Here is a 17,127-nt window from a genome sequence, read left to right as displayed (position 1 = left end):
TCGGACGGCCCCGCCGCGCCGGGGCCGTAAACTTGGCCGCATGCACGAGGAACTGCGCGCCGCCCTGGCCGGCCTGCTCGACGGCCTGCCGCCCAAGCAGGCCGCGCAGGCCACCGCACGGCTGATCACCCACTACCGCGGCACCACCCCCACCGACGCCCCGGTGCTCAGGGACCGCGCGGACGTCGCCGCGTACGCCGCCTACCGGATGCCCGCGACGTACGAGGCGGTACGCGCCGCGCTGACCGCCTTCGCCGGCCGGCTGCCGGACTTCTCGCCCGCCACCCACGTGGACATCGGCGGCGGCACCGGCGCCGCGACCTGGGCCGCAGCCGCCACCTGGCAGGGCCACCGCAGCACCGTCCTGGACTGGGCGCAGCCCGCCCTCGACCTGGGCCGCGAGCTGGCGGCCGGCACGCTGCCCGACACGGAATGGCACCGGCAGGTGATCGGCGACGGGCTGACCGTCCCGGCCGGCACGGACCTGGTGACCGTCTCCTACGTGCTGGGCGAGCTGCGCCCGGAGGCCCGCCGCTCGGTGGTCGCCGCCGCGTCCGCCGCCCCGGCCGTCGTCCTGATCGAACCCGGCACACCCGCCGGGTACCTCCGCATCCGCGAGGCCCGCGAACAGCTGGCCGCGGCCGGGCTGCGGATCGTCGCGCCCTGCCCGCACGGCGAGCGCTGCCCGATCGTCCCGGGCGACGACTGGTGCCACTTCGCGGCCCGGGTGAGCCGCTCGTCCCTGCACCGCCAGGTGAAGGGCGGCACCCTGCCGTACGAGGACGAGAAGTTCAGCTATGTCGCGGCGACCCGGCTGCCCGCGTCCCCGGCCCCCGCCCGCATCGTCCGCAAGCCCCAACTCCGCAAGGGGCAGGTGCTGTTGGACCTGTGCACGGCGGACGAGGGGCTGCGCCGCACCACCGTCACCAAGCGGCAGGGCGACGGCTACCGGGCGGCCAGGGACGCGTCCTGGGGCGACGACTGGTCCTGAGCGGGCGGCCCGTCCGGGGCCCACTCCGTGAAGACGATACGTCTCGCCTCATGCGTCGCTAGGATCACTCCATGGCCCCCAAGACGGCACCCGACGCCTCCCGCCGCAGTGAACGTTCCCGCCGGGCGATCTTCGACGCGGCCCTCTCCCTGGTCGGCGAGGTCGGCTACCCCCGGCTCACCATCGAGGGCATCGCCGCGCGGGCCGGCGTCGGCAAACAGACCATCTACCGCTGGTGGCCTTCGAAGGCCGCCGTCCTGCTGGACGCGTTCACCGACGGCGTCGACGACTACGGCGCCGCCCTGCCGGACACCGGCGACCTGGAAGCGGACCTCAAGCACGTCCTGCGGGCGACCGCCGACGAATTCAACGACCCCGCCTTCGAAGCCCCCTACCGCGCCCTCGCGGCGGCCGGCGCCAACGACGAGGAACTGTCCCGCGCCTACGTCACCCGCCTCCTCGAACCCGGCATCGCCGTCTACGCCGACCGGTTCCGCGCGGCCAGGGACGCCGGCCACATCGCCCCGGACACCGACCCGCGGATCGCCGCCGAGCTGCTGCTGAGTCCCTTCTCACAGCGCTGGCTGATGCGCACCGGCGAACTGACCCACGCCTACACCGACACCCTCGTCGACCTGGTACTGCGCGCCCTGCGGCCACCGCGGTGACCCGGCCGCCTGAGGGCCGGGCGGCCCGTCCAGCCTGCCGGTGATGAGCGGGAATCCACCGTAATCGCCGGGTGCGATCCCGCCCCGGATCGGGACACCGGTCACCCGGAGCGCAGGATGGTGGCAGCATTGATCCCAGACCACCGCTCGAAGTGAGGGGATAGATGGAACGCAAGAGCAGGTTCTCCCAGTGGCTGCGCCGGCCGAAGAGCGGATCGGACGGCGGCGATACGGACACGGGATCGACGGCCGCCCGCGGCCGAGAGGACCTGCTGCTCGCCGCGGCCGACGCGGGGTTCCCGGTGGCCCCCGCCGCGCACCCGTCCGGCTACGGCTGTTCCTGCGAACGCATCGGCTGTCCCACCCCCGGACGCCATCCCGTCTCCTTCGGCTGGCAGACCGTCGCCAGCACCGACCGCGACAAGGTCGCCGCCTGGATCCGCACCCTCCCCGACGCCAACTTCGTCACCGCCACCGGCATCGCCCACGACGTGCTGGACGTCCCCGTCGAAGCGGGCCGCAGCGCACTCGGCAGGCTGGACGCGGCCGGTGTGGACGTCGGCCCCGTCACCCTCAGCGGCGCCGGCTTCGGGGACGGCCGGATGCTCTTCTTCACCGCCACCCGCGGCACCCCGGACGACGAGGACGAGTGGTGGCCCTGCGAGCTGGACTGCCACCCGGAGACCCTCGACGAGCACCCCGGACTGCGCTGGCACTGCCGCGGCAGCTACGTCCTGCTGCCGCCCTCGCGGCTGCCAGGCGACCAGCCCGACGTGAGCTGGCTGCGCGGGCCCGAGCTGCCGCTGCCCGACCCGCTGACGCTGCTGGAAACCCTGACCGACGCCTGCGCGGAGTTCATCGACCGCACCCCCGACCACGAGACGGCGGCCTGGCCGATCGGCCGCTGACACCCAGGACCGCCGGACACGGGCGGTCCCACGGCACCCGCCGCAGGCCCGTACGGCTGCCGCCTACGGCACCCGCGCCGATGTCCGCGCCTCGATGAGGTTCAGCACCTCGATCTTGCCGGACGCGTCCTTCGCCGGGACCTTGACCGCCTGCCCCGTCAGATACGTCAGAGTGATCTTGCTGGCCTGCTTCACGGGCTTGGCCATGACGCCCTGCACCGCAGCCGACACGTTCATCGTCGAGCCCTTGAACACCGTCTTCTGCTGGTGGTAGTAGCTCGCGAAGAACACCAGCGCCCCGCCGTCCTTCGTCCGCAGCGCCACCGGCGGGAAGTCGGCCGGCTGGTCCACCCACTGGATTCGGGCGCCGACCGTGTGCGACTTGGCGGCCCGGTCGCGGCGCCGCAGGTCGGTGTCGGGCCCGGAGGCGAACAGCTCGCCCTCGCCGGTCTTGAGGTAGTCCGTGTAACTCCGGCTGAGCTTGTCCGGATCCACCGCCAGGCCGGAAGGACCGTCCCCCGCGGGTACCGCCTCGGCGTAGCCGTCGGCGTCCCGCGCCAGTTCCGGCACCTTGTTGTCGGGGAGCGTCGACAGGTACACCGCACGCCAGGGCGCGTCGACGGCGTCCCGGCTGAACACCAGGAACCAGCGGGTGTAGTTGCCGCCGCGGTCCTTGCGGTTGCTGACCGCGTCGGCCAGGAACGACTTCGGCCAGCCCGCCTGCTTGGGCACCGTGAAGTGCGCGTCCTTCAGCGTCAGCGCGGGGAAGTTGGGGTTGCCCTGCGGCCGGGTGGCGTGGGCGGCCTTGATGCCCGCCTCGTCGATGCTGAGCAACGCCCCCGCCTCGTAGGAGGCGTTGACCTTCGGATCGAGGGTGCGGTTGGCCTTGTTGAAGCCGTCGGTGAAGTGCTGGAGCGCCTTGGCGGCCTCGGCCTTCGACACCGCAGGGACGATCTCCCGCTCGCCGTGCACCGTCATGCACCCGCTCAATATCACCAGTGCCGCCGCTGCCGACGTCAGTGTGGCGGGCACCCGGAACGGCGACCTGCGTGTCATGGGGCTCGGGCTCCTTCGGGGCGACCGGGGCGGACACGGAGGCCGCCGGGGTGGCACGATTCGGCGCAACCCTACCGGGGGCGGGGAAGCCGGTGGGGGCGGGGACCTGATACCGCGCCCACACCGTGACCTGAAGCACCGTCGGACCCGGGCGAACGGCAAGGTCACGCCGGGCGGCGGGGCAGGACCAGCCGCACCCCGGTCCGCGGATGCCCGAACACCTCGACCGGCTGCCGGTACACCCGCGACAGCAACTCCGCCGTGAACACCTCGCCCGGCGGCCCCTGCGCGGCGAGCCGCCCCTCGTGCAGCACCGCCGCCCGGTCCGCGTACGCCGCGGCGAGACCCAGGTCGTGCAGGACCACCACCACCGCGTCACCTGCCGCCGCCCGGCGCCGGCAGATCCCCAGCACCAGCTCCTGATGACGCAGGTCGAGCGCGGCGGTCGGCTCGTCGAGCAGCAGCAGCGGTGCGCGCTGCGCCAGCACCCTGGCCAGCGCGACCCGGGCCCGCTCACCCCCGGACAGCGCGGCGAACGGCCGCCGGGCGAAGCCGTCCACCTCGGTCGCCGCCATCGCGGCGGCCACCGCGGCGTCGTCCCCGTCCGCGGCCGGCGTACCGGCCCACGGCGCCCGGCCCATCCGCACCACATCCGCCACCGCGAACGGGAACGACAGCGCCGCCGACTGCGGCAACACCGCGCGGCGCAGCGCCAGTTCGGCCGCCGACCAGTCACCGGCCGGCCGCCCGTCCACCCGCACCGCGCCCGCGGCGGCGGGCAGATCGGCGGCGAGCGCGGCCAGCAGCGTCGACTTGCCCGCGCCGTTCGGCCCGACGAGGGCCAGCACCTCACCGGCCCGCGCGGTCAGATCCACCTCGCGCAGCACCGTACGGCCACCGAGCCGCACCGTGAGCCCCACGGCCTGCGCGCAGACCGCGCCGGCCGGCGCCGCGCCGGGCAGCCGCCTGCTCCGCCGCGGGAACAGCTTCCCGGCCACACCCCTGATGCCGCTCATGCCCAACCCCCTTGCCTGCGACGGGTCCTGCGCAGCAGCCAGAAGAAGAACGGGCTGCCGAACAGCGCGGTCAGCACCCCGAGGGGCAGCTCGGCGGGCTGCGCGAGGGTGCGCGCCGCGAGGTCGGCGACGACCAGCACCAGCGCCCCGCCGAGCGCGCTGCCCGGGATCAGGAACCGGTGCCCAGGCCCCGCCGCCATCCGCAGCAGGTGCGGCACCAGCAGCCCCACGAACGTGATGACACCGGCCACCGCCACCGCAGCCGCCGTCAGCAGGGCGACCACCAGCACCAGCGCAAGACGCAGCCGTTCGACGTCCACCCCCAGATGCCGGGCGGGCCGCTCGCCCAGCGCCAGCAGATCGAGCCGCCGCGCGTACCGCGGCGCCACCGCCAGACCCACCACCGCGCACGGCAGGACGGCGAGCACCTTCGGCCAGGTCGCCTGGGCCAGCGAACCGAGCTGCCAGAACGTGATCTGGGTGAGCTGCGCGGTGTCGGCGGTGAACAGGAACAGGCCGATCAGGGCGCCGGCGAAGGCGTTCACCGCGATGCCGGTGAGGATCAGCGTGACCACTTCGGTGCGCCCGCCGGAGCGGGAGAGCAGGTAGACGGCCAGCACGGTCAGCAGCCCCGCGGCGAACGCGCAGACCGTCACGGTCCAGTTGCCGAGGAACGTCAGCCCCAGGGCCAGGGCGCCGACCGCGCCGACCGCCGCGCCTGAGGAGATCCCGATGATCCCCGGTTCGGCCAGCGGATTGCCGAACACCCCCTGCATCAGGGCGCCCGCGCAGCCGAGCGAGCCGCCGACGGCCACCGCCAGGACCACCCGCGGCAGCCTGACCTGCCACAGCACGCTCTCCCCGACCCGGTCCAACGCGCCCCCGCCCAGGTGCAGTTGGTGCAGCAGCGAGCTGAAGACGTCGCCGGGCGGGATGTCGTACGCGCCGGATCCGGCGGACAGCAGCGCGGCGAGCAGCAGGGCGGCGGTGAGCCCGATGGTGAGCACGAGGGTGCGGGGGCGGGCGGCGGGCGGTGTGCGCGCCGTATCCGCCGTCGCCGGGTCCTGTTCCGGCGCAGGACCGCCCGCCGTGGGCTTCAGGTCCGCGCCGTCCCGTGGCGGTGCGGGCACGTCACTCGCCCCTGACGTGCGGCTGCCCGGATCCGGCGGGCCCCGCGTGGATCTGCGTGGCCAGCGAGCGCAGCACCTGGTCCGTGCGCGGGCCGAAGTTGAGCAGTACGCCGTCGTCGACGGACGCCACCCTGTGGTCCATCCCGGCCGGTGTCTCGGCCACGCCGGGAATCTTCACCAGACCGTCCACCCCGCCGACCGACTCCAGGCCCTTGGCCATGACGAGGATGACGTCGGGGCGTGCCTTCGCCAGCGCCTCACTGGTGATCGGCGTGAAGTCCTTCGTCAGCCCGGACGCCTTGCCCGCGTCGATGCCGCCGGCCGCCTCGATCAGCGCATCGGCGCCGGATCCGGCGCCGCCGATGAGGTAGACGGACGCGGATCCGCGCAGGTACAGGAACGCGACCCGGGGCCGGCCGGCCGGAGCGCCGTCCCGGTGCGGGACGCCGCGCTCAGCCGCCGTCATCCGTGCGTCGGTACGGGAGGCCAGGGCGTCCCCCGCCTTCGGCACCCCGAGCGCCGCGGCGACCTCCGTGATGCGCCGGCCGACGTCGGACAGCGCGGTGGCCGGGCGCAGTACGACCACCGGGATGCCCGCGTCGCGGAGCTGCCCGACGGCTTCGGCCGGCCCTGTGGAGGTGTCGGCGAGCACCACGTCGGGCTTGAGCGAGAGCACGTTTTCGGCCGATACGTCGTGGGCGCGGGTCACCACGGGAAGCTTCTTCGCCTGGGCGAAGGTGGCGGTGATGTCGCGGGCCACCACGTGGTCGCCGAGTCCGAGGCTGAAGACGATTTCGGAGAGCGATCCGGTCAGCGGCACGATCCGGCCGGTCTTGCGGACCGTCACCCGGTGGCCGTCGGCGGAACGTACGGTCGCCGGCAGGACGGCCTTCGGGGCGGGGCCTGGCAGCGGCTCGACCCGGTCGGCGGCCGGTTTCCCCGCCGCTGTGGCGGCCGGTGACGGGCCGCCCGCTCCGGTGGCTCCGGCCGAACAGCCGACGAGGGCGAGCGCGATGGCCACCGCGCCGGACGCGGCGCGCAGCCGGATTCCGGGGCGCCACGGCGGCCGTTGGTGGGGTGCTGTCACTGTCCCGCCTTTCTCTGGAGGCCGGTTGACCGGATGCCGGCGATTTCGTGAGGAGTCCGGGTTCCCCCACGAGCGGAGTTAGCTTAGGTTAGCCTTACCTAAATAACTACCCCTTGGAGGGGTGCCTCATGCTGCCGTTCCGACCGGCCGCCGACCCCGTCGCCCACCGCGCACGCCGCCCCGCCCGCGGCCCGGTCCGCCACCGCACCCGCCTGGCCTGCCACGGCCTGCGGCGCGCGCTGCTGCGGATGGTCACCGTCGCGCTCGGCGCCGTCCTGCTGGCCGGCGCGGCGAGCGCGTTCCTCCCGGCAGGCGAGGCACAGGCGGCGGGCCGCACGCTGGCCGGCGGGCGCCTCGACTGGGGGATCAAGACCTCCTTCCAGTCCTACGTCACCGGGCCCATCGCGCACGGGAGTTGCCGCCTCACCGACGGCGCGGCCACCGTCGGCAGCCGCTTCCGCTTCCACTCGGCGAGCGGCAGCTACGACCCGGACAGCGGCGCCGTCACCGCCGGCTACTCAGGCGGCGTGCACTTCACGGGGCACCGCACACCCGACGGCTCCTACCGGCTGGACCTCACCATCAGCCGTCCCCGCGTCGTCATCTCCGGCGGCAAGGGCACCCTCTACGCCGACATGACCAGCAAGGCGAAGGGCTCCGGCGAGGTCACCACGGCCGCCGGGGTGCCGCTGGCCACCCTCGGCGTCGGCGGCCTCGACACCCGCGGCGGCGCCACCCCCATCGCACTCGACCGCCTCCCCGCCACCCTCACCGCCCAGGGCGCCCGCGCCTTCGCCGGCTACTACACCGCCGGCACCCCGCTCGACCCGGTCAGCCTCTCCGCCGACGTCCGCACCGGCGGCAAGCCGGGCGACGGCGCGGACGGCGCCACCCGGGACGAGGGCGGGGACGCGCACAAGGGCGCCGCCGACGGGAAGTTCAGCGGCGCGGCCGTCGACTGGGGCGTGCGCCGCACCTTCCGCGAGTACGTCACCGGGCCCGTCGCGCAGGGCCGCTGGCGGGTGAGCGACGACGCCGAGGACGGCGGCGCCCGCTTCCGCTTCCCCCACGGCAAGGGCGTCTACGACGCGGCACGGCACACCGTCGACGCGCGCTTCAGCGGCACCCTCCGCTTCACCGGCAGCCACCTCGACCTCGCCCTGAGCGCCGTCACGGTCAGCGTGAAGGACGGCAGGGGCACCCTCGCGGCCGACGTCACCACCGGCGGGCATACCGACCGCAAGACGCCGCTGGTCACCTTCCACGCCGGCCAACCGCGGCCCCGCGACGGCCTGATCACCGTCAAGGAGGCCCAGGCGAAGCTGACGGCCGACGGCGCGAAGGCGTTCGCCGGCCTGTACCCGGCGGGCACCGCGATGGACCCGGTCTCGCTCGCCGTCCCCGTCGAGGCGGGCGCCTGGCTGCCCGCACTGCCCGACCTCGGCAGCGACCCGGTGAAGCCCCTGACGCCGACGGCGGAGACGGGGAAGCGGACGGCGAAGGCGGCCGATGACGGCACCTCGTCCGCGGCCCTGCCGCTGTCCCTGGCGGGCGGCGCCGTCGTCATCGCCGCCGGAGCCGCCTTCGCCGTCCTGCGGACCCGTCGCCGCCGCGCCGCCGCCCCGCCCGAAGCCTGACCCGGGCCTTCCGCTTTCTCCCCCGTCACCGTCCCGCCGCACGCCTCACAGAAGGAGACGTCACCATGCCCGCCATCCGCAGACCCCTCGCCCTCGCAGCGGCGCTCGCCACCACCGCCGCGCTCGGTCTCCCCGTCACCGCCTTCGCCGCCGACGCACACTCCGCGACCCCACGGACCGACCTCAAGGACGGCACCCTCACCTGGGGTGTGAAGGAGTCCTTCCGTAAGTACGTCACCGGCATCGCGCTCGGCACGATCGAGACCACCGGCGGTGCCGAACAGGCCCAGGACAACGGCGCGTTCACCTTCAAGGGCGGCACCGGGACCTACGACGAGGGCAGCCACGCCGTCGCCGCCACCTTCCGCGGCTCCGTCCGCTTCACCTCCAAGGCGCACGGCTTCGACATCGAGCTGGCCGACCTGAAGGTGGCGACGAAGGGCACCGGCGGCGCCGTCACCGCCGACGTCACCGCGTCCGGCAGCACGCAGGACGACGTGCCGCTCGCCTCCCTCGACCTGAGCGGGGTGAAGCCGGGCGGTGGCACGGGCGGCGCGCTGACCTTCGCCGGCATCCCGACGAAGCTGACCGCCGAGGGCGCGAAGGCGTTCAACGGCATGTACAAGGCGGGCCAGGAACTCGACCCGGCCACCCTGTCCTTCACCCCGGCGACCGCCCCCGGAAAGCCCGCACCCGGCCCGGACCACACCCCGGCCCCGACACGGCCCGCACCCCAGCCGTCGGACCGGCCGGCCGGACGCCCCGCCGCCGGGTCCGCCACCGGGTCCACCACCGAGTCCGCCGCCGGGTCCGACACCGAGCCCGCCGCCGGGTCCGCCGACAGGACCGGCACCGTGCCCGGCGACAAGCCGGCCCGCGCCGCCACATCCGCCCCCGCCGCATCCCCGGCGATCGTGGACGGCACCCTCGACTGGGGCGTCAAGAAATCCTTCCGCGACTACGTCACCGGGCCGATCGGCAACGGCAAGGCCGAACTGTCCGGCGGCGCCACGGCATCCGGCGCCGGCTACCGCTTCCCGAAAGGCCACGGCACGCACGACACCGCCGCGATGAACGCCGCCTTCCACGGCTCCGTCCGCTTCCTGGCCCACTCAGGCGCCCTGGACATGAAGTTCAGCGACCTCAAGGTCAAGGTCGCCGGCACCAAGGGCACGCTGATCGCCGACGTCTCCGCCAAGTCCCGGGAATCCGGCAAGGTCACCACCACCGACGCGATGCCGGTTGCCGACCTGAAGGTCCCCTCCGGCGCTCTCAAACCGGCCAAGGGCATCGTCACGCTCGACAAGGTGCCCGCCACCCTCACCGCCGCCGGCGCCAAGGCGTTCGACAACATGTACCGCAAGGGCGAGACCCTCGACCCGGTCACCCTGGCGGTGTCCCTGGATGGCGACGCCGCCCTCCCGAGCGGCAACAGCGGCGCGGGCGACGGCACTTCGGACACCGGAACGGCCGGCACCGGCGCCGCGTCGGACGGCGCCCCCGGCTTCCGCAGCGGCTCCCTCGCCGCCACCGGCTCACCGGCCCCCGTCGGCGCCCTGATCGGCACGGCCGCTTCCCTGGTCGTCGCGGGCGCCGCCGCCACCTACGCCACCCGGCGCCGCGCCGCACGTTAGGGCACGAAGAAACCGGTGGAGCCGGGCCGCCCTTGGGCGACCGTCCGGCTCCACCGGTCGTGAGCTTCGATGGCGGCGCCCGCCCCGCACGGCCGCGGATCACGCGCGGGGGAGGTGCCGCCTCCGTCGGTGCCGCTGCGCGAGGATCGTCATCCCCGGCAGCTCACCCGTCGTTTACAGGGGGCGCGCCCACAGGTCGTACTGCAGGCCCCCGCCGTCGCAGAAGGGGTCGGCCCACTTGCCGGAGCTCACCAGATCGGTGCCGGCCTCCTGGCAGCCGCTGAGCGTCCAGAACTTCTTCCCGGTCCACACGGTTCCGGGAGGGCCGTCCATCGGCTTCTGCTGCTGCACGTGGACGGCGGCCGGAGCGGTCGCGGCGGCTGCGGCGGCCGGAGTGGCCGGTGCGGCGCTGGCCTGGGTCGTGCCCAGCCCGGCGACCGCCAGGGCGACGGCGGCGAAGGCGCCGGTGATGATTCGCCTGTTACGCATTGGGTGGTTCCTTTCCCCGTGGTTCAGGGCTCCGTTGCGAGCCCTTCCCCCTGCACACGGCCGAGCCCCCCGCGCCGTATGACACCGCATCATGTGGCCTGCGTCACATTGCTGTGCGGGGTGGTGAGGGTGGCCGGGGCGCGCGGCCCCCGCGGTGCGCACAATGACCGGATGACCGCCTACGAAGTGCTCCGAGTGTTCTGCGGCCCCGACGGGTCGGGAGGCAACGCGCTGGGTGTCGTACGGGACGGCGCCGCCCTCCCCGACCCGGCGGCGCGGGCCGCGTTCGCCGCCGAACTCGGCTTCAGCGAAACGGTGTTCCTCGACGACGCCGAGCGCGGCACCGTCGACATCCACACCCCGAGCGTCCGCCTCACCTTCGCCGGACACCCGCTCGTCGGGCTCGCCTGGCTGCTGCGCAGCCTCGGCAGCCCGCCCCTGACCCTGCGCCCGCCGGCCGGCGAGGTGACCGTCTTCTACGAGGGGGCGGCGGGAGGCGGGGCGGCCGATGAGGGAACGGTCTGGGTGCGCGGGCGCCCGGAGTGGGTGACGGGGCGCAGCACCGAGCGGTACGCGTCGGCCGCCGAGGTCGACGCGCTGCCCGCGCCGCCGCCGGGTGAGGGCTGGCTGTACGCCTGGGCCTGGCAGGACGAGACCGCGGGCACCGTGCGGGCCAGGGGCTTCCCGCGCCGCGTGGGCGACACGGACGAGGACGAGGCGACGGGCGCCGCCGCGATACTGCTGACCCACCGGCTCGGCCGCTCGCTCGACGTCCGCCAGGGGGCCGCGTCGCAGATCCTCACCCGGCTGTACCCGGACGGCAGCGTCGCGGTCGGCGGGCGGGTGCGCGCCGAGGCGCCGTAGGGCGGACCCGCGGGCGCCGGACCGGTGCCCGCGGACCCGGCCGCCGCTACGCGCTCAGCGGGAACTGCGCGCCCAGCTCCTGGAAGACCGCGCTGTTGAGGGTGAAGGCGCGCTTGCACTCGTCGATCACCCGCTGCTTCTCCAGGTCGTCGACCGGCAGGGCGTCCAGCAGCTCGCGGTACTCGCGCTTGAAGGCGGCGGGGTTGTCGATGCCATCGAAGACGTAGAACCGCACGCCGTCGCCCTTGCGGTCGAAGCCCCAGGTCTTCTCCGCGGTGCCGCGGATGATCTGGCCGCCGGAGAGGTCGCCGAGGTAGCGGGTGTAGTGGTGGGCGACGTAGCCGGCGGGCCAGTCGCGTGCGCACTGCCGTATGCGGTCGGCGTACGCGGCGGTGGCAGGCAGCGGCTCAAGGCCCGCGGACCAGGACGGGCCGCCCAGGTGGGCGAGGTCGCGCTCCAGCTCGGCGGTGCGGGCCAGTTCGGGGCGGATGAAGGGCCCGGCGACCGGGTCCTGGGCGAGCGTCCCGGAGGTGTCCTCCAGCGCCCGGTAGACGAACCACAGCTGCTCGGTGTAGCGCCGGTAGGCGGGGACGCCGAGCCGGCCGCTCAGCAGGTCGCTCATGAACGAGGAGTTCTCGGCCTCGGTGTGCTGCTCGTGCGAGGCGGTGCGGATGAGCGTCGAGAACGGGGTGGGCGTGCTCGGGCTGGGTGCTTCCACGGCTGGCCTCCGGGGACCGAGGGGAGCGGAAAGGAACAGGTCGAGGTAGGCTCACCTAACTACTTAGGTTTACCTAAGTCAACCTGTTCCCGACGCGCTGTCGGTAAAACTTTACCCCGGGCCGCCGTCAGGGAAGCGTGAGGATCTCCGCCCCCGTCTCCGTGACGACCAGGGTGTGCTCGAACTGCGCCGTCCGCTTGCGGTCCTTGGTCACGACCGTCCAGCCGTCGTCCCACATGTCGTAGTCGTAGGAGCCCAGCGTCAGCATCGGCTCGATCGTGAACGTCATGCCGGGCTTGATATCGGTCGTGTGGTGCGGGCTGTCGTAGTGCGGGACGATCAGACCGGAGTGGAAGGAGGAATTGACGCCGTGGCCGGTGAAGTCCCGGACCACGCCGTAACCGAACCGCTTGGCGTACGACTCGATGACCCGGCCGATGATGTTGATCTGGCGGCCCGGCTTGACGGCCTTGATCGCGCGGTTGAGCGCCTCACGGGTGCGCTCGACGAGCAGCGTGGACTCCTCGTCCACGTCGCCGCACAGGTAGGTGGCGTTGTTGTCACCGTGCACACCGTGGATGTACGCGGTCACGTCGAGGTTCACGATGTCGCCGTCCTTGATGACGGTCGAATCGGGGATGCCGTGGCAGATGACCTCGTTGAGCGAGGAACACAGCGACTTGGGGAAACCGCGGTAGCCGAGCGTGGAGGGATAGGCGCCGTGATCGCACATGAACTCGTGGGCGACCCGGTCCAGTTCATCCGTGGTCACACCAGGCGCGATGAGCTTGGCGGCCTCCTCCATCGCCTGCGCGGCGATCCGGCCGGCGATCCGCATCCGCTCGATGGTGTCGGCGTCCTGCACCTCGGGCCCCGTATAGGGCGTGGGCGCGGCCTTGCCGACATATTCGGGGCGCGGGATCGAGGCGGGGACGGGGCGGGTGGGGGAGATGTCCCCCGGGGCGAGAAGCGACTGGCCAGACATGCCAGCGAGTGTATCCGCGGGCCATCGGGCAGGATGGCGGCACAGGACGGACCACAGGAGGCGGCAATGGCGCTGTTCAAGAGGCGTACGGAAAGCAGGCCCGGCGAATGGTTCTACTGCCTGCGGCACCAGAAGGTCGAGGAGGGCCCCGAATGCCGGGCCGCCGACCGCTTCGGCCCCTACGCCAGCCGCGAGGAGGCCGCGCACGCGATGGAGACGGCCCGCGAGCGGAACCTGGAATGGGAGACCGACCCGCGCTGGCACGAGCAGGACAAGCGCGGCGGGAGCGGCGACGAAGGCGACGGCAAGCGGGACGCTCCGTAGCGACCGCGGGCGGATCCCCTAAGGGCCGCTCGGTCCCTCTATTTGTAGCGTCAACGTAAATTGCTGGTGTGTATCGTTATTGCTTCGATTCTTGACGATGCGGGTGGCGGTGACGTTCACTTCAGCCGTTCCGGCGGCCCCAGGGGGAGAAAACTGAAATGAACGCACCACTACGTCGCACACTCACCGGCGCGATGGCACTTTCCCTCGCGGTGCCCCTGGCCGCCTGCGGAAGTGATCACAAGGAAGCGGGGGCGTCCGAGAAGTCCATAGGTCTGCTCCTGCCGGAGAACAAGGCGTCCCGCTACGAGGATTTCGACCGCCGCATCATTTCGTCGAAGGTCGCATCCCGCTGCCTCGAATGCCGATTGGACTACCACAACGCCAAGTCGAGCGTGGATGCCCAGCGGCAGCAGTTCGACGCGCTGGTGAAAAAGGGCGTCAAGGTCATCATCCTGGACCCGGTCGACGCGCAGGCCGCCGGCACCTGGGTGGACGCGGCGGCGAGGAAGGGCGTCAAGGTCGTCTCCTACGACCGGCTCGCCGAGGGCAAGGTCGCCGCGTACGTCTCCTACGACAACGAGAAGATCGGCCGCCTCCAGGGCGAGGGCCTCGTGGCGGCACTCGGATCCCGCGCCGCCACCGCCGACGTCGTGATGCTGAACGGCTCGCCCGCCGACCCGAACTCCCCGGGTTTCAAGAAGGGCGCGCACGCCGTCCTTGACCACAAGGTCCATAAAATCGTCTACGAGCGGGACATCACCGGCTGGTCGGCGAGCAAGGCCGGAGAGAAAATGACCGAGGCCGTCAAGAACCTCGGCCCGGCCGGTTTCGACGCGGTCTACTCGGCGAACGACGGAATGGCCGGCGGTATCGCCGACGCACTGAAGTCGGCCGGTGTGAGCAACGTTCCGCTCAGCGGCCAGGACGCCGAACTCACCGCCCTGCAAAGGATTCTGAAGGGCACTCAGTCCTTCACCGTTTACAAAGAAGTCAGGCCGGAAGCCCAGACCGCGGGCGACATCGCCGTCAATCTCCTCCAGGGAAAGAGCATCACGTCCCTGGCCCCGACAACCGTCACCGGCAAGAGGGCATCCGGTATTCCCGCCAAACTGTTCAGCGCGAAGATCGTCACCCGGAACACCATGCAGGACACCGTGATCCGCGACGGCGCCGTCCGCGCCGACCTGATCTGCACCGAGGACCTCAAGGCGGCGTGCAAGTCCCTGGGAATTTCCTAGGGTTCGGGCCGGCGGACAGGGGCACGCCCGCCCCCGCCGGGTGCGCCCGGCCTCACCAGCGCGGTGGCGGTGGCGCGGTCAGCTCGTCCGCGAGCCGGGCCAGCCGGTCACGGAAGCGGCGGTGCCTGCGCGGTGCCGGCAGGCTGTTCTCGCCGGCCGCGGCACTGACCAGGTGCTGCACGGTGTCGAGGTCGAGGGGGTGAGGCTGCTCGCCGTCGTCACCGGCCCGGTCGCCGGTGGGGGCGGGGGCGGCCAGCGCGTCGTGGGCCAGGGCGTGCAGCTCGCGGTCGCCGCCGTCCAGCGCCAGGACCGTCGCGCCGTTGCGCCGGGCGTCGTGCACCCGCTCCAGGAGTCCGGCGCCCGGCTGCCCCGGCGAGACGACCAGCAGCGTCGCGCCGCGCCCGGCGGACGCCAGCCGGCCGATGCCCACCGACAGATGGGCCGGGCCGCCGCTCGGTACGCGGTGGCGCACCAGCGTCGGCGACAGCTCGGGCAGCCCCGACCAGGCGGCCTCGTCGTCGAGGTGCGCGGCCAGGTGCCAGGGCTCGTACGCGGCGCTGCCGACCAGCAGCAGCCCGCCGCCGTGCGGGGCGACCGAGGCGCGCAGCGCCCCGGCGAAGCGGCGGGTGGACTGCACCCACTCGGTGGTGGCGAGGACCTCGCGCAGCAGCGCGACCCGTACGGCATCCATGGCCCGGCATCCTGTCGCAGGGCCGGGGCCGGCACGGCGGATCCCCTCGGCGTCACCCGAAAGGGGACGCCGGCCCGGGGCGGTCAGGAACTGCCCGCGCTCTCCCGGGAGTTGCCGAGGTCCGTGGCATCCGTGGCATCCGTGGCATCCGTGGCGTCCGTGGCGTCCGTGGCGTCCGTGGCCTCCGTGGCCTCCGTGGCGTCTGCTCCGCCGGTCCCCTCCGTGCGCGGCCCGTCCGCCAGATGGTCGCGTGGACTGCCGGGACTCATCAGCCGGTTGAGGCGGGCGGGCACGTCGAAGCCGACCAGCAGCACCACCAGGATCGTGCCGGCGAAGGTCAGCGCGGCCAGCGCGCCGCCCAGCGACCTGCCCTCCGCGAGGTGCGCGCCCAGCACCGGCGCCACCGCGCCGCCCAGCGCACCGACGTTGTACGTGAAGCCCAGCCCGGCGCCGCGGCTCGACGTCGGGAAGTGCCCGCCGATGTAGCGCGGCAGCAGCCCGGAGATGCCGAAGCTCAGCGCCTGGAGGACGAACAGCAGCGCGCCGAGCAGCAGCAGGTTGCCGGAGACGGCGAACACCGGGAAGACGAACACGAGCGAGGCGATCAGGGTGAGGGCGTACGCCTTCTTCGTGCCGATCAGGTCCCCCACGAAACCGGCCAGACAGCAGCCGGCCATGGTGCCGAAGCCCGCGAAGAACAGCACCTGGGTCACCTCCGACGGGCTGTAGTGCAGCTCCGTCTTGAGGTACGTCGGCAGCAGCCCCTGGATCGGCCAGGAGTAGAGGAACGCCACGAAGACCGTCACGATCAGCGACAGGTACAGGACCCAGCCGCGGCGCCCGCCGAGCTGCACGGCGAGCGCGGCGACGGCCAGGCCGCCGACCACCGCGAGCAGCGGCACCGCGCCCGCACCCACCGGCGTGAACACCCCGAAGAGCGCCGCCGTCGCCACCGCCGTGACCAGCACGTTGGCGGTGGCCCGCCGCGGCGTGGCGAACAGCGGCCGGAACGGATCGGGTTTGGCCGCGCGCCCGGCGACCGCCGCACTCCACTCCTCGGCCTCCGGCAGCGAACGCCGCACCCACAGGGCGACGAGGATCGGCGCGAGGCCGAGGTAGAACATCCAGCGCCAGCCAAGCGCCGGTTCGACCCACTTGTAGCACTCGGCGGCGAGCACCGAGCCCATCGAGAACCCGGAGATCAAGAAGCCGCTGGCGCGGTTGCGGACGCGGGCGGGCCAGCTCTCCAGGACGTAGGTCGCACTGGCGCTGTACTCACCGGCCATCCCCATGCCGATCAGCAGCCTCGCCACGAACAGGCTGGTGTAGTCCCAGGCGAATCCGCAGGCGAAGGTGCCCACGGAGTAGAGCAGGATGCTCGCCACCATCGACAGCTTGCGCCCGAAGCGGTCACCGAGCGCGCCGAGCACCGCGCCGCCGAGCCAGCGGGTGATGAAGGCGCCGGAGATCAGACTGGCAGCCGCCGCCGTGCTCAGGTCGAACTCCTCGCTGATCTCGGTCAGTACGAGGGTGATCAGGACGAAGTCGAAACCGTCGAGTACGTAGCCGATCCAGGCGGCGAAGAACGCCTTCCACCGGGTGCGGCTCACCTCCCGGTACCACGGGAGGGACGCCTTGTGCGAAGGGTGCACGGTGACTCCAGAGTGCCGGACGCTCGCCGTCGAGCG

General features: G+C 73.1%; 17 protein-coding genes. 8 read left to right on the top strand and 9 right to left on the bottom strand.

Features of this window, described 5'->3' with window-relative positions:
- The first annotated feature begins 40 nt into the window (after window positions 1-40).
- The 3 genes from ACGFNI_RS02275 to ACGFNI_RS02265 all read left to right on the top strand — a co-directional run bounded on the left by ACGFNI_RS02275 (window position 41) and on the right by ACGFNI_RS02265 (window position 2,567).
- Window positions 41-991 carry a small ribosomal subunit Rsm22 family protein gene (locus ACGFNI_RS02275; RefSeq protein ID WP_393679778.1) on the top strand — a complete coding sequence of 317 codons (951 nt, stop codon included), beginning with the start codon at window positions 41-43 and terminating at the stop codon, window positions 989-991.
- A 71-nt stretch (window positions 992-1,062) separates the two neighbouring features.
- Window positions 1,063-1,659, top strand: a complete 597-nt coding sequence (locus ACGFNI_RS02270; protein ID WP_393679776.1) for a TetR/AcrR family transcriptional regulator — start codon at window positions 1,063-1,065, stop codon at window positions 1,657-1,659.
- A gap of 164 nt (window positions 1,660-1,823) precedes the next feature.
- Window positions 1,824-2,567 (top strand): bifunctional DNA primase/polymerase, encoded by a 744-nt coding sequence (locus tag ACGFNI_RS02265; RefSeq protein WP_393679774.1) that lies wholly within the window; start codon window positions 1,824-1,826, stop codon window positions 2,565-2,567.
- Between the two features lie 63 nt (window positions 2,568-2,630).
- Here the strand turns inward: ACGFNI_RS02265 and ACGFNI_RS02260 are convergent, their stop codons facing one another.
- The 4 genes from ACGFNI_RS02260 to ACGFNI_RS02245 form a co-directional block, all read right to left on the bottom strand.
- Window positions 2,631-3,623 (bottom strand): hypothetical protein, encoded by a 993-nt coding sequence (locus tag ACGFNI_RS02260; protein WP_393679773.1) that lies wholly within the window; start codon window positions 3,621-3,623, stop codon window positions 2,631-2,633.
- Window positions 3,624-3,787: 164 nt separating this feature from the next.
- Window positions 3,788-4,639 (bottom strand): heme ABC transporter ATP-binding protein, encoded by an 852-nt coding sequence (locus tag ACGFNI_RS02255; RefSeq protein ID WP_393679771.1) that lies wholly within the window; start codon window positions 4,637-4,639, stop codon window positions 3,788-3,790.
- Window positions 4,636-5,739, bottom strand: a complete 1,104-nt coding sequence (locus ACGFNI_RS02250; RefSeq protein ID WP_393680329.1) for a FecCD family ABC transporter permease — start codon at window positions 5,737-5,739, stop codon at window positions 4,636-4,638. Before ACGFNI_RS02250 ends, ACGFNI_RS02255 begins: the two co-directional genes overlap by 4 nt.
- Window positions 5,740-5,770: 31 nt before the next feature.
- Window positions 5,771-6,856, bottom strand: a complete 1,086-nt coding sequence (locus ACGFNI_RS02245; RefSeq protein ID WP_393679769.1) for a hemin ABC transporter substrate-binding protein — start codon at window positions 6,854-6,856, stop codon at window positions 5,771-5,773.
- A gap of 248 nt (window positions 6,857-7,104) precedes the next feature.
- Here ACGFNI_RS02245 and ACGFNI_RS02240 point away from each other — a divergent pair, with 248 nt between their 5' ends.
- Together ACGFNI_RS02240 and ACGFNI_RS02235 are read left to right on the top strand one after the other, a co-directional pair.
- Window positions 7,105-8,493: an HtaA domain-containing protein gene (locus ACGFNI_RS02240; protein WP_393680328.1), complete on the top strand. Its 1,389-nt coding sequence runs from the start codon at window positions 7,105-7,107 to the stop codon at window positions 8,491-8,493.
- 65 nt (window positions 8,494-8,558) lie between these two features.
- Entirely contained in the window at window positions 8,559-10,127 is a 1,569-nt protein-coding gene (locus ACGFNI_RS02235; RefSeq protein ID WP_393679767.1) for an HtaA domain-containing protein, read from the top strand.
- A 174-nt stretch (window positions 10,128-10,301) separates the two neighbouring features.
- Here ACGFNI_RS02235 and ACGFNI_RS02230 read toward each other — a convergent pair whose 3' ends face one another.
- Window positions 10,302-10,616, bottom strand: coding sequence for a hypothetical protein (locus tag ACGFNI_RS02230; RefSeq protein WP_393679766.1), 315 nt, complete (start codon window positions 10,614-10,616; stop codon window positions 10,302-10,304).
- Between the two features lie 171 nt (window positions 10,617-10,787).
- Here ACGFNI_RS02230 and ACGFNI_RS02225 point away from each other — a divergent pair, with 171 nt between their 5' ends.
- Complete coding sequence (locus tag ACGFNI_RS02225; protein ID WP_393679764.1) at window positions 10,788-11,480, top strand: PhzF family phenazine biosynthesis protein; 693 nt, start codon at window positions 10,788-10,790, stop codon at window positions 11,478-11,480.
- Window positions 11,481-11,526: 46 nt separating this feature from the next.
- Here the strand turns inward: ACGFNI_RS02225 and ACGFNI_RS02220 are convergent, their stop codons facing one another.
- Both ACGFNI_RS02220 and map read right to left on the bottom strand, forming a co-directional pair.
- Window positions 11,527-12,198 (bottom strand): heme oxygenase (biliverdin-producing), encoded by a 672-nt coding sequence (locus ACGFNI_RS02220; RefSeq protein WP_393679762.1) that lies wholly within the window; start codon window positions 12,196-12,198, stop codon window positions 11,527-11,529.
- A gap of 127 nt (window positions 12,199-12,325) precedes the next feature.
- Entirely contained in the window at window positions 12,326-13,183 is an 858-nt protein-coding gene (map, locus tag ACGFNI_RS02215; protein ID WP_393679761.1) for a type I methionyl aminopeptidase, read from the bottom strand.
- Between the two features lie 66 nt (window positions 13,184-13,249).
- Here map and ACGFNI_RS02210 point away from each other — a divergent pair, with 66 nt between their 5' ends.
- Both ACGFNI_RS02210 and ACGFNI_RS02205 read left to right on the top strand, forming a co-directional pair.
- Window positions 13,250-13,507: a hypothetical protein gene (locus tag ACGFNI_RS02210; protein WP_393679759.1), complete on the top strand. Its 258-nt coding sequence runs from the start codon at window positions 13,250-13,252 to the stop codon at window positions 13,505-13,507.
- A 158-nt stretch (window positions 13,508-13,665) separates the two neighbouring features.
- Window positions 13,666-14,748 (top strand): sugar ABC transporter substrate-binding protein, encoded by a 1,083-nt coding sequence (locus ACGFNI_RS02205; protein WP_393679757.1) that lies wholly within the window; start codon window positions 13,666-13,668, stop codon window positions 14,746-14,748.
- Window positions 14,749-14,800: 52 nt separating this feature from the next.
- Here the strand turns inward: ACGFNI_RS02205 and ACGFNI_RS02200 are convergent, their stop codons facing one another.
- Entirely contained in the window at window positions 14,801-15,439 is a 639-nt protein-coding gene (locus ACGFNI_RS02200) for a hypothetical protein (protein WP_393679756.1), read from the bottom strand.
- Between the two features lie 83 nt (window positions 15,440-15,522).
- Complete coding sequence (locus ACGFNI_RS02195) at window positions 15,523-17,091, bottom strand: sialate:H+ symport family MFS transporter (protein ID WP_393679754.1); 1,569 nt, start codon at window positions 17,089-17,091, stop codon at window positions 15,523-15,525.
- Window positions 17,092-17,127 lie beyond the last annotated feature (36 nt).

The sequence above is a fragment of the Streptomyces sp. NPDC048644 genome (assembly GCF_043199105.1).
Classification (GTDB): domain Bacteria; phylum Actinomycetota; class Actinomycetes; order Streptomycetales; family Streptomycetaceae; genus Streptomyces.
The sequence above is the reverse complement of the archived record's forward strand: the minus strand, read 5'-3'. Positions and strand labels throughout refer to the sequence as shown.

Excerpts from the sequence above, each read along its gene's own strand:
- ACGFNI_RS02275 (WP_393679778.1), top strand. The coding sequence starts at position 41 with ATGCACGAGGAACTGCGCGCCGCCCTGGCCGGCCTGCTCGACGGCCTG.
- ACGFNI_RS02270 (WP_393679776.1), top strand. The coding sequence starts at position 1,063 with ATGGCCCCCAAGACGGCACCCGACGCCTCCCGCCGCAGTGAACGTTCC.
- ACGFNI_RS02265 (WP_393679774.1), top strand. The coding sequence starts at position 1,824 with ATGGAACGCAAGAGCAGGTTCTCCCAGTGGCTGCGCCGGCCGAAGAGC.
- ACGFNI_RS02260 (WP_393679773.1), bottom strand. The coding sequence starts at position 3,623 with ATGACACGCAGGTCGCCGTTCCGGGTGCCCGCCACACTGACGTCGGCA.
- ACGFNI_RS02255 (WP_393679771.1), bottom strand. The coding sequence starts at position 4,639 with ATGAGCGGCATCAGGGGTGTGGCCGGGAAGCTGTTCCCGCGGCGGAGC.
- ACGFNI_RS02240 (WP_393680328.1), top strand. The coding sequence starts at position 7,105 with ATGGTCACCGTCGCGCTCGGCGCCGTCCTGCTGGCCGGCGCGGCGAGC.
- ACGFNI_RS02235 (WP_393679767.1), top strand. The coding sequence starts at position 8,559 with ATGCCCGCCATCCGCAGACCCCTCGCCCTCGCAGCGGCGCTCGCCACC.
- ACGFNI_RS02230 (WP_393679766.1), bottom strand. The coding sequence starts at position 10,616 with ATGCGTAACAGGCGAATCATCACCGGCGCCTTCGCCGCCGTCGCCCTG.
- ACGFNI_RS02225 (WP_393679764.1), top strand. The coding sequence starts at position 10,788 with ATGACCGCCTACGAAGTGCTCCGAGTGTTCTGCGGCCCCGACGGGTCG.
- map (WP_393679761.1), bottom strand. The coding sequence starts at position 13,183 with ATGTCTGGCCAGTCGCTTCTCGCCCCGGGGGACATCTCCCCCACCCGC.
- ACGFNI_RS02210 (WP_393679759.1), top strand. The coding sequence starts at position 13,250 with ATGGCGCTGTTCAAGAGGCGTACGGAAAGCAGGCCCGGCGAATGGTTC.
- ACGFNI_RS02205 (WP_393679757.1), top strand. The coding sequence starts at position 13,666 with ATGAACGCACCACTACGTCGCACACTCACCGGCGCGATGGCACTTTCC.
- ACGFNI_RS02200 (WP_393679756.1), bottom strand. The coding sequence starts at position 15,439 with ATGGATGCCGTACGGGTCGCGCTGCTGCGCGAGGTCCTCGCCACCACC.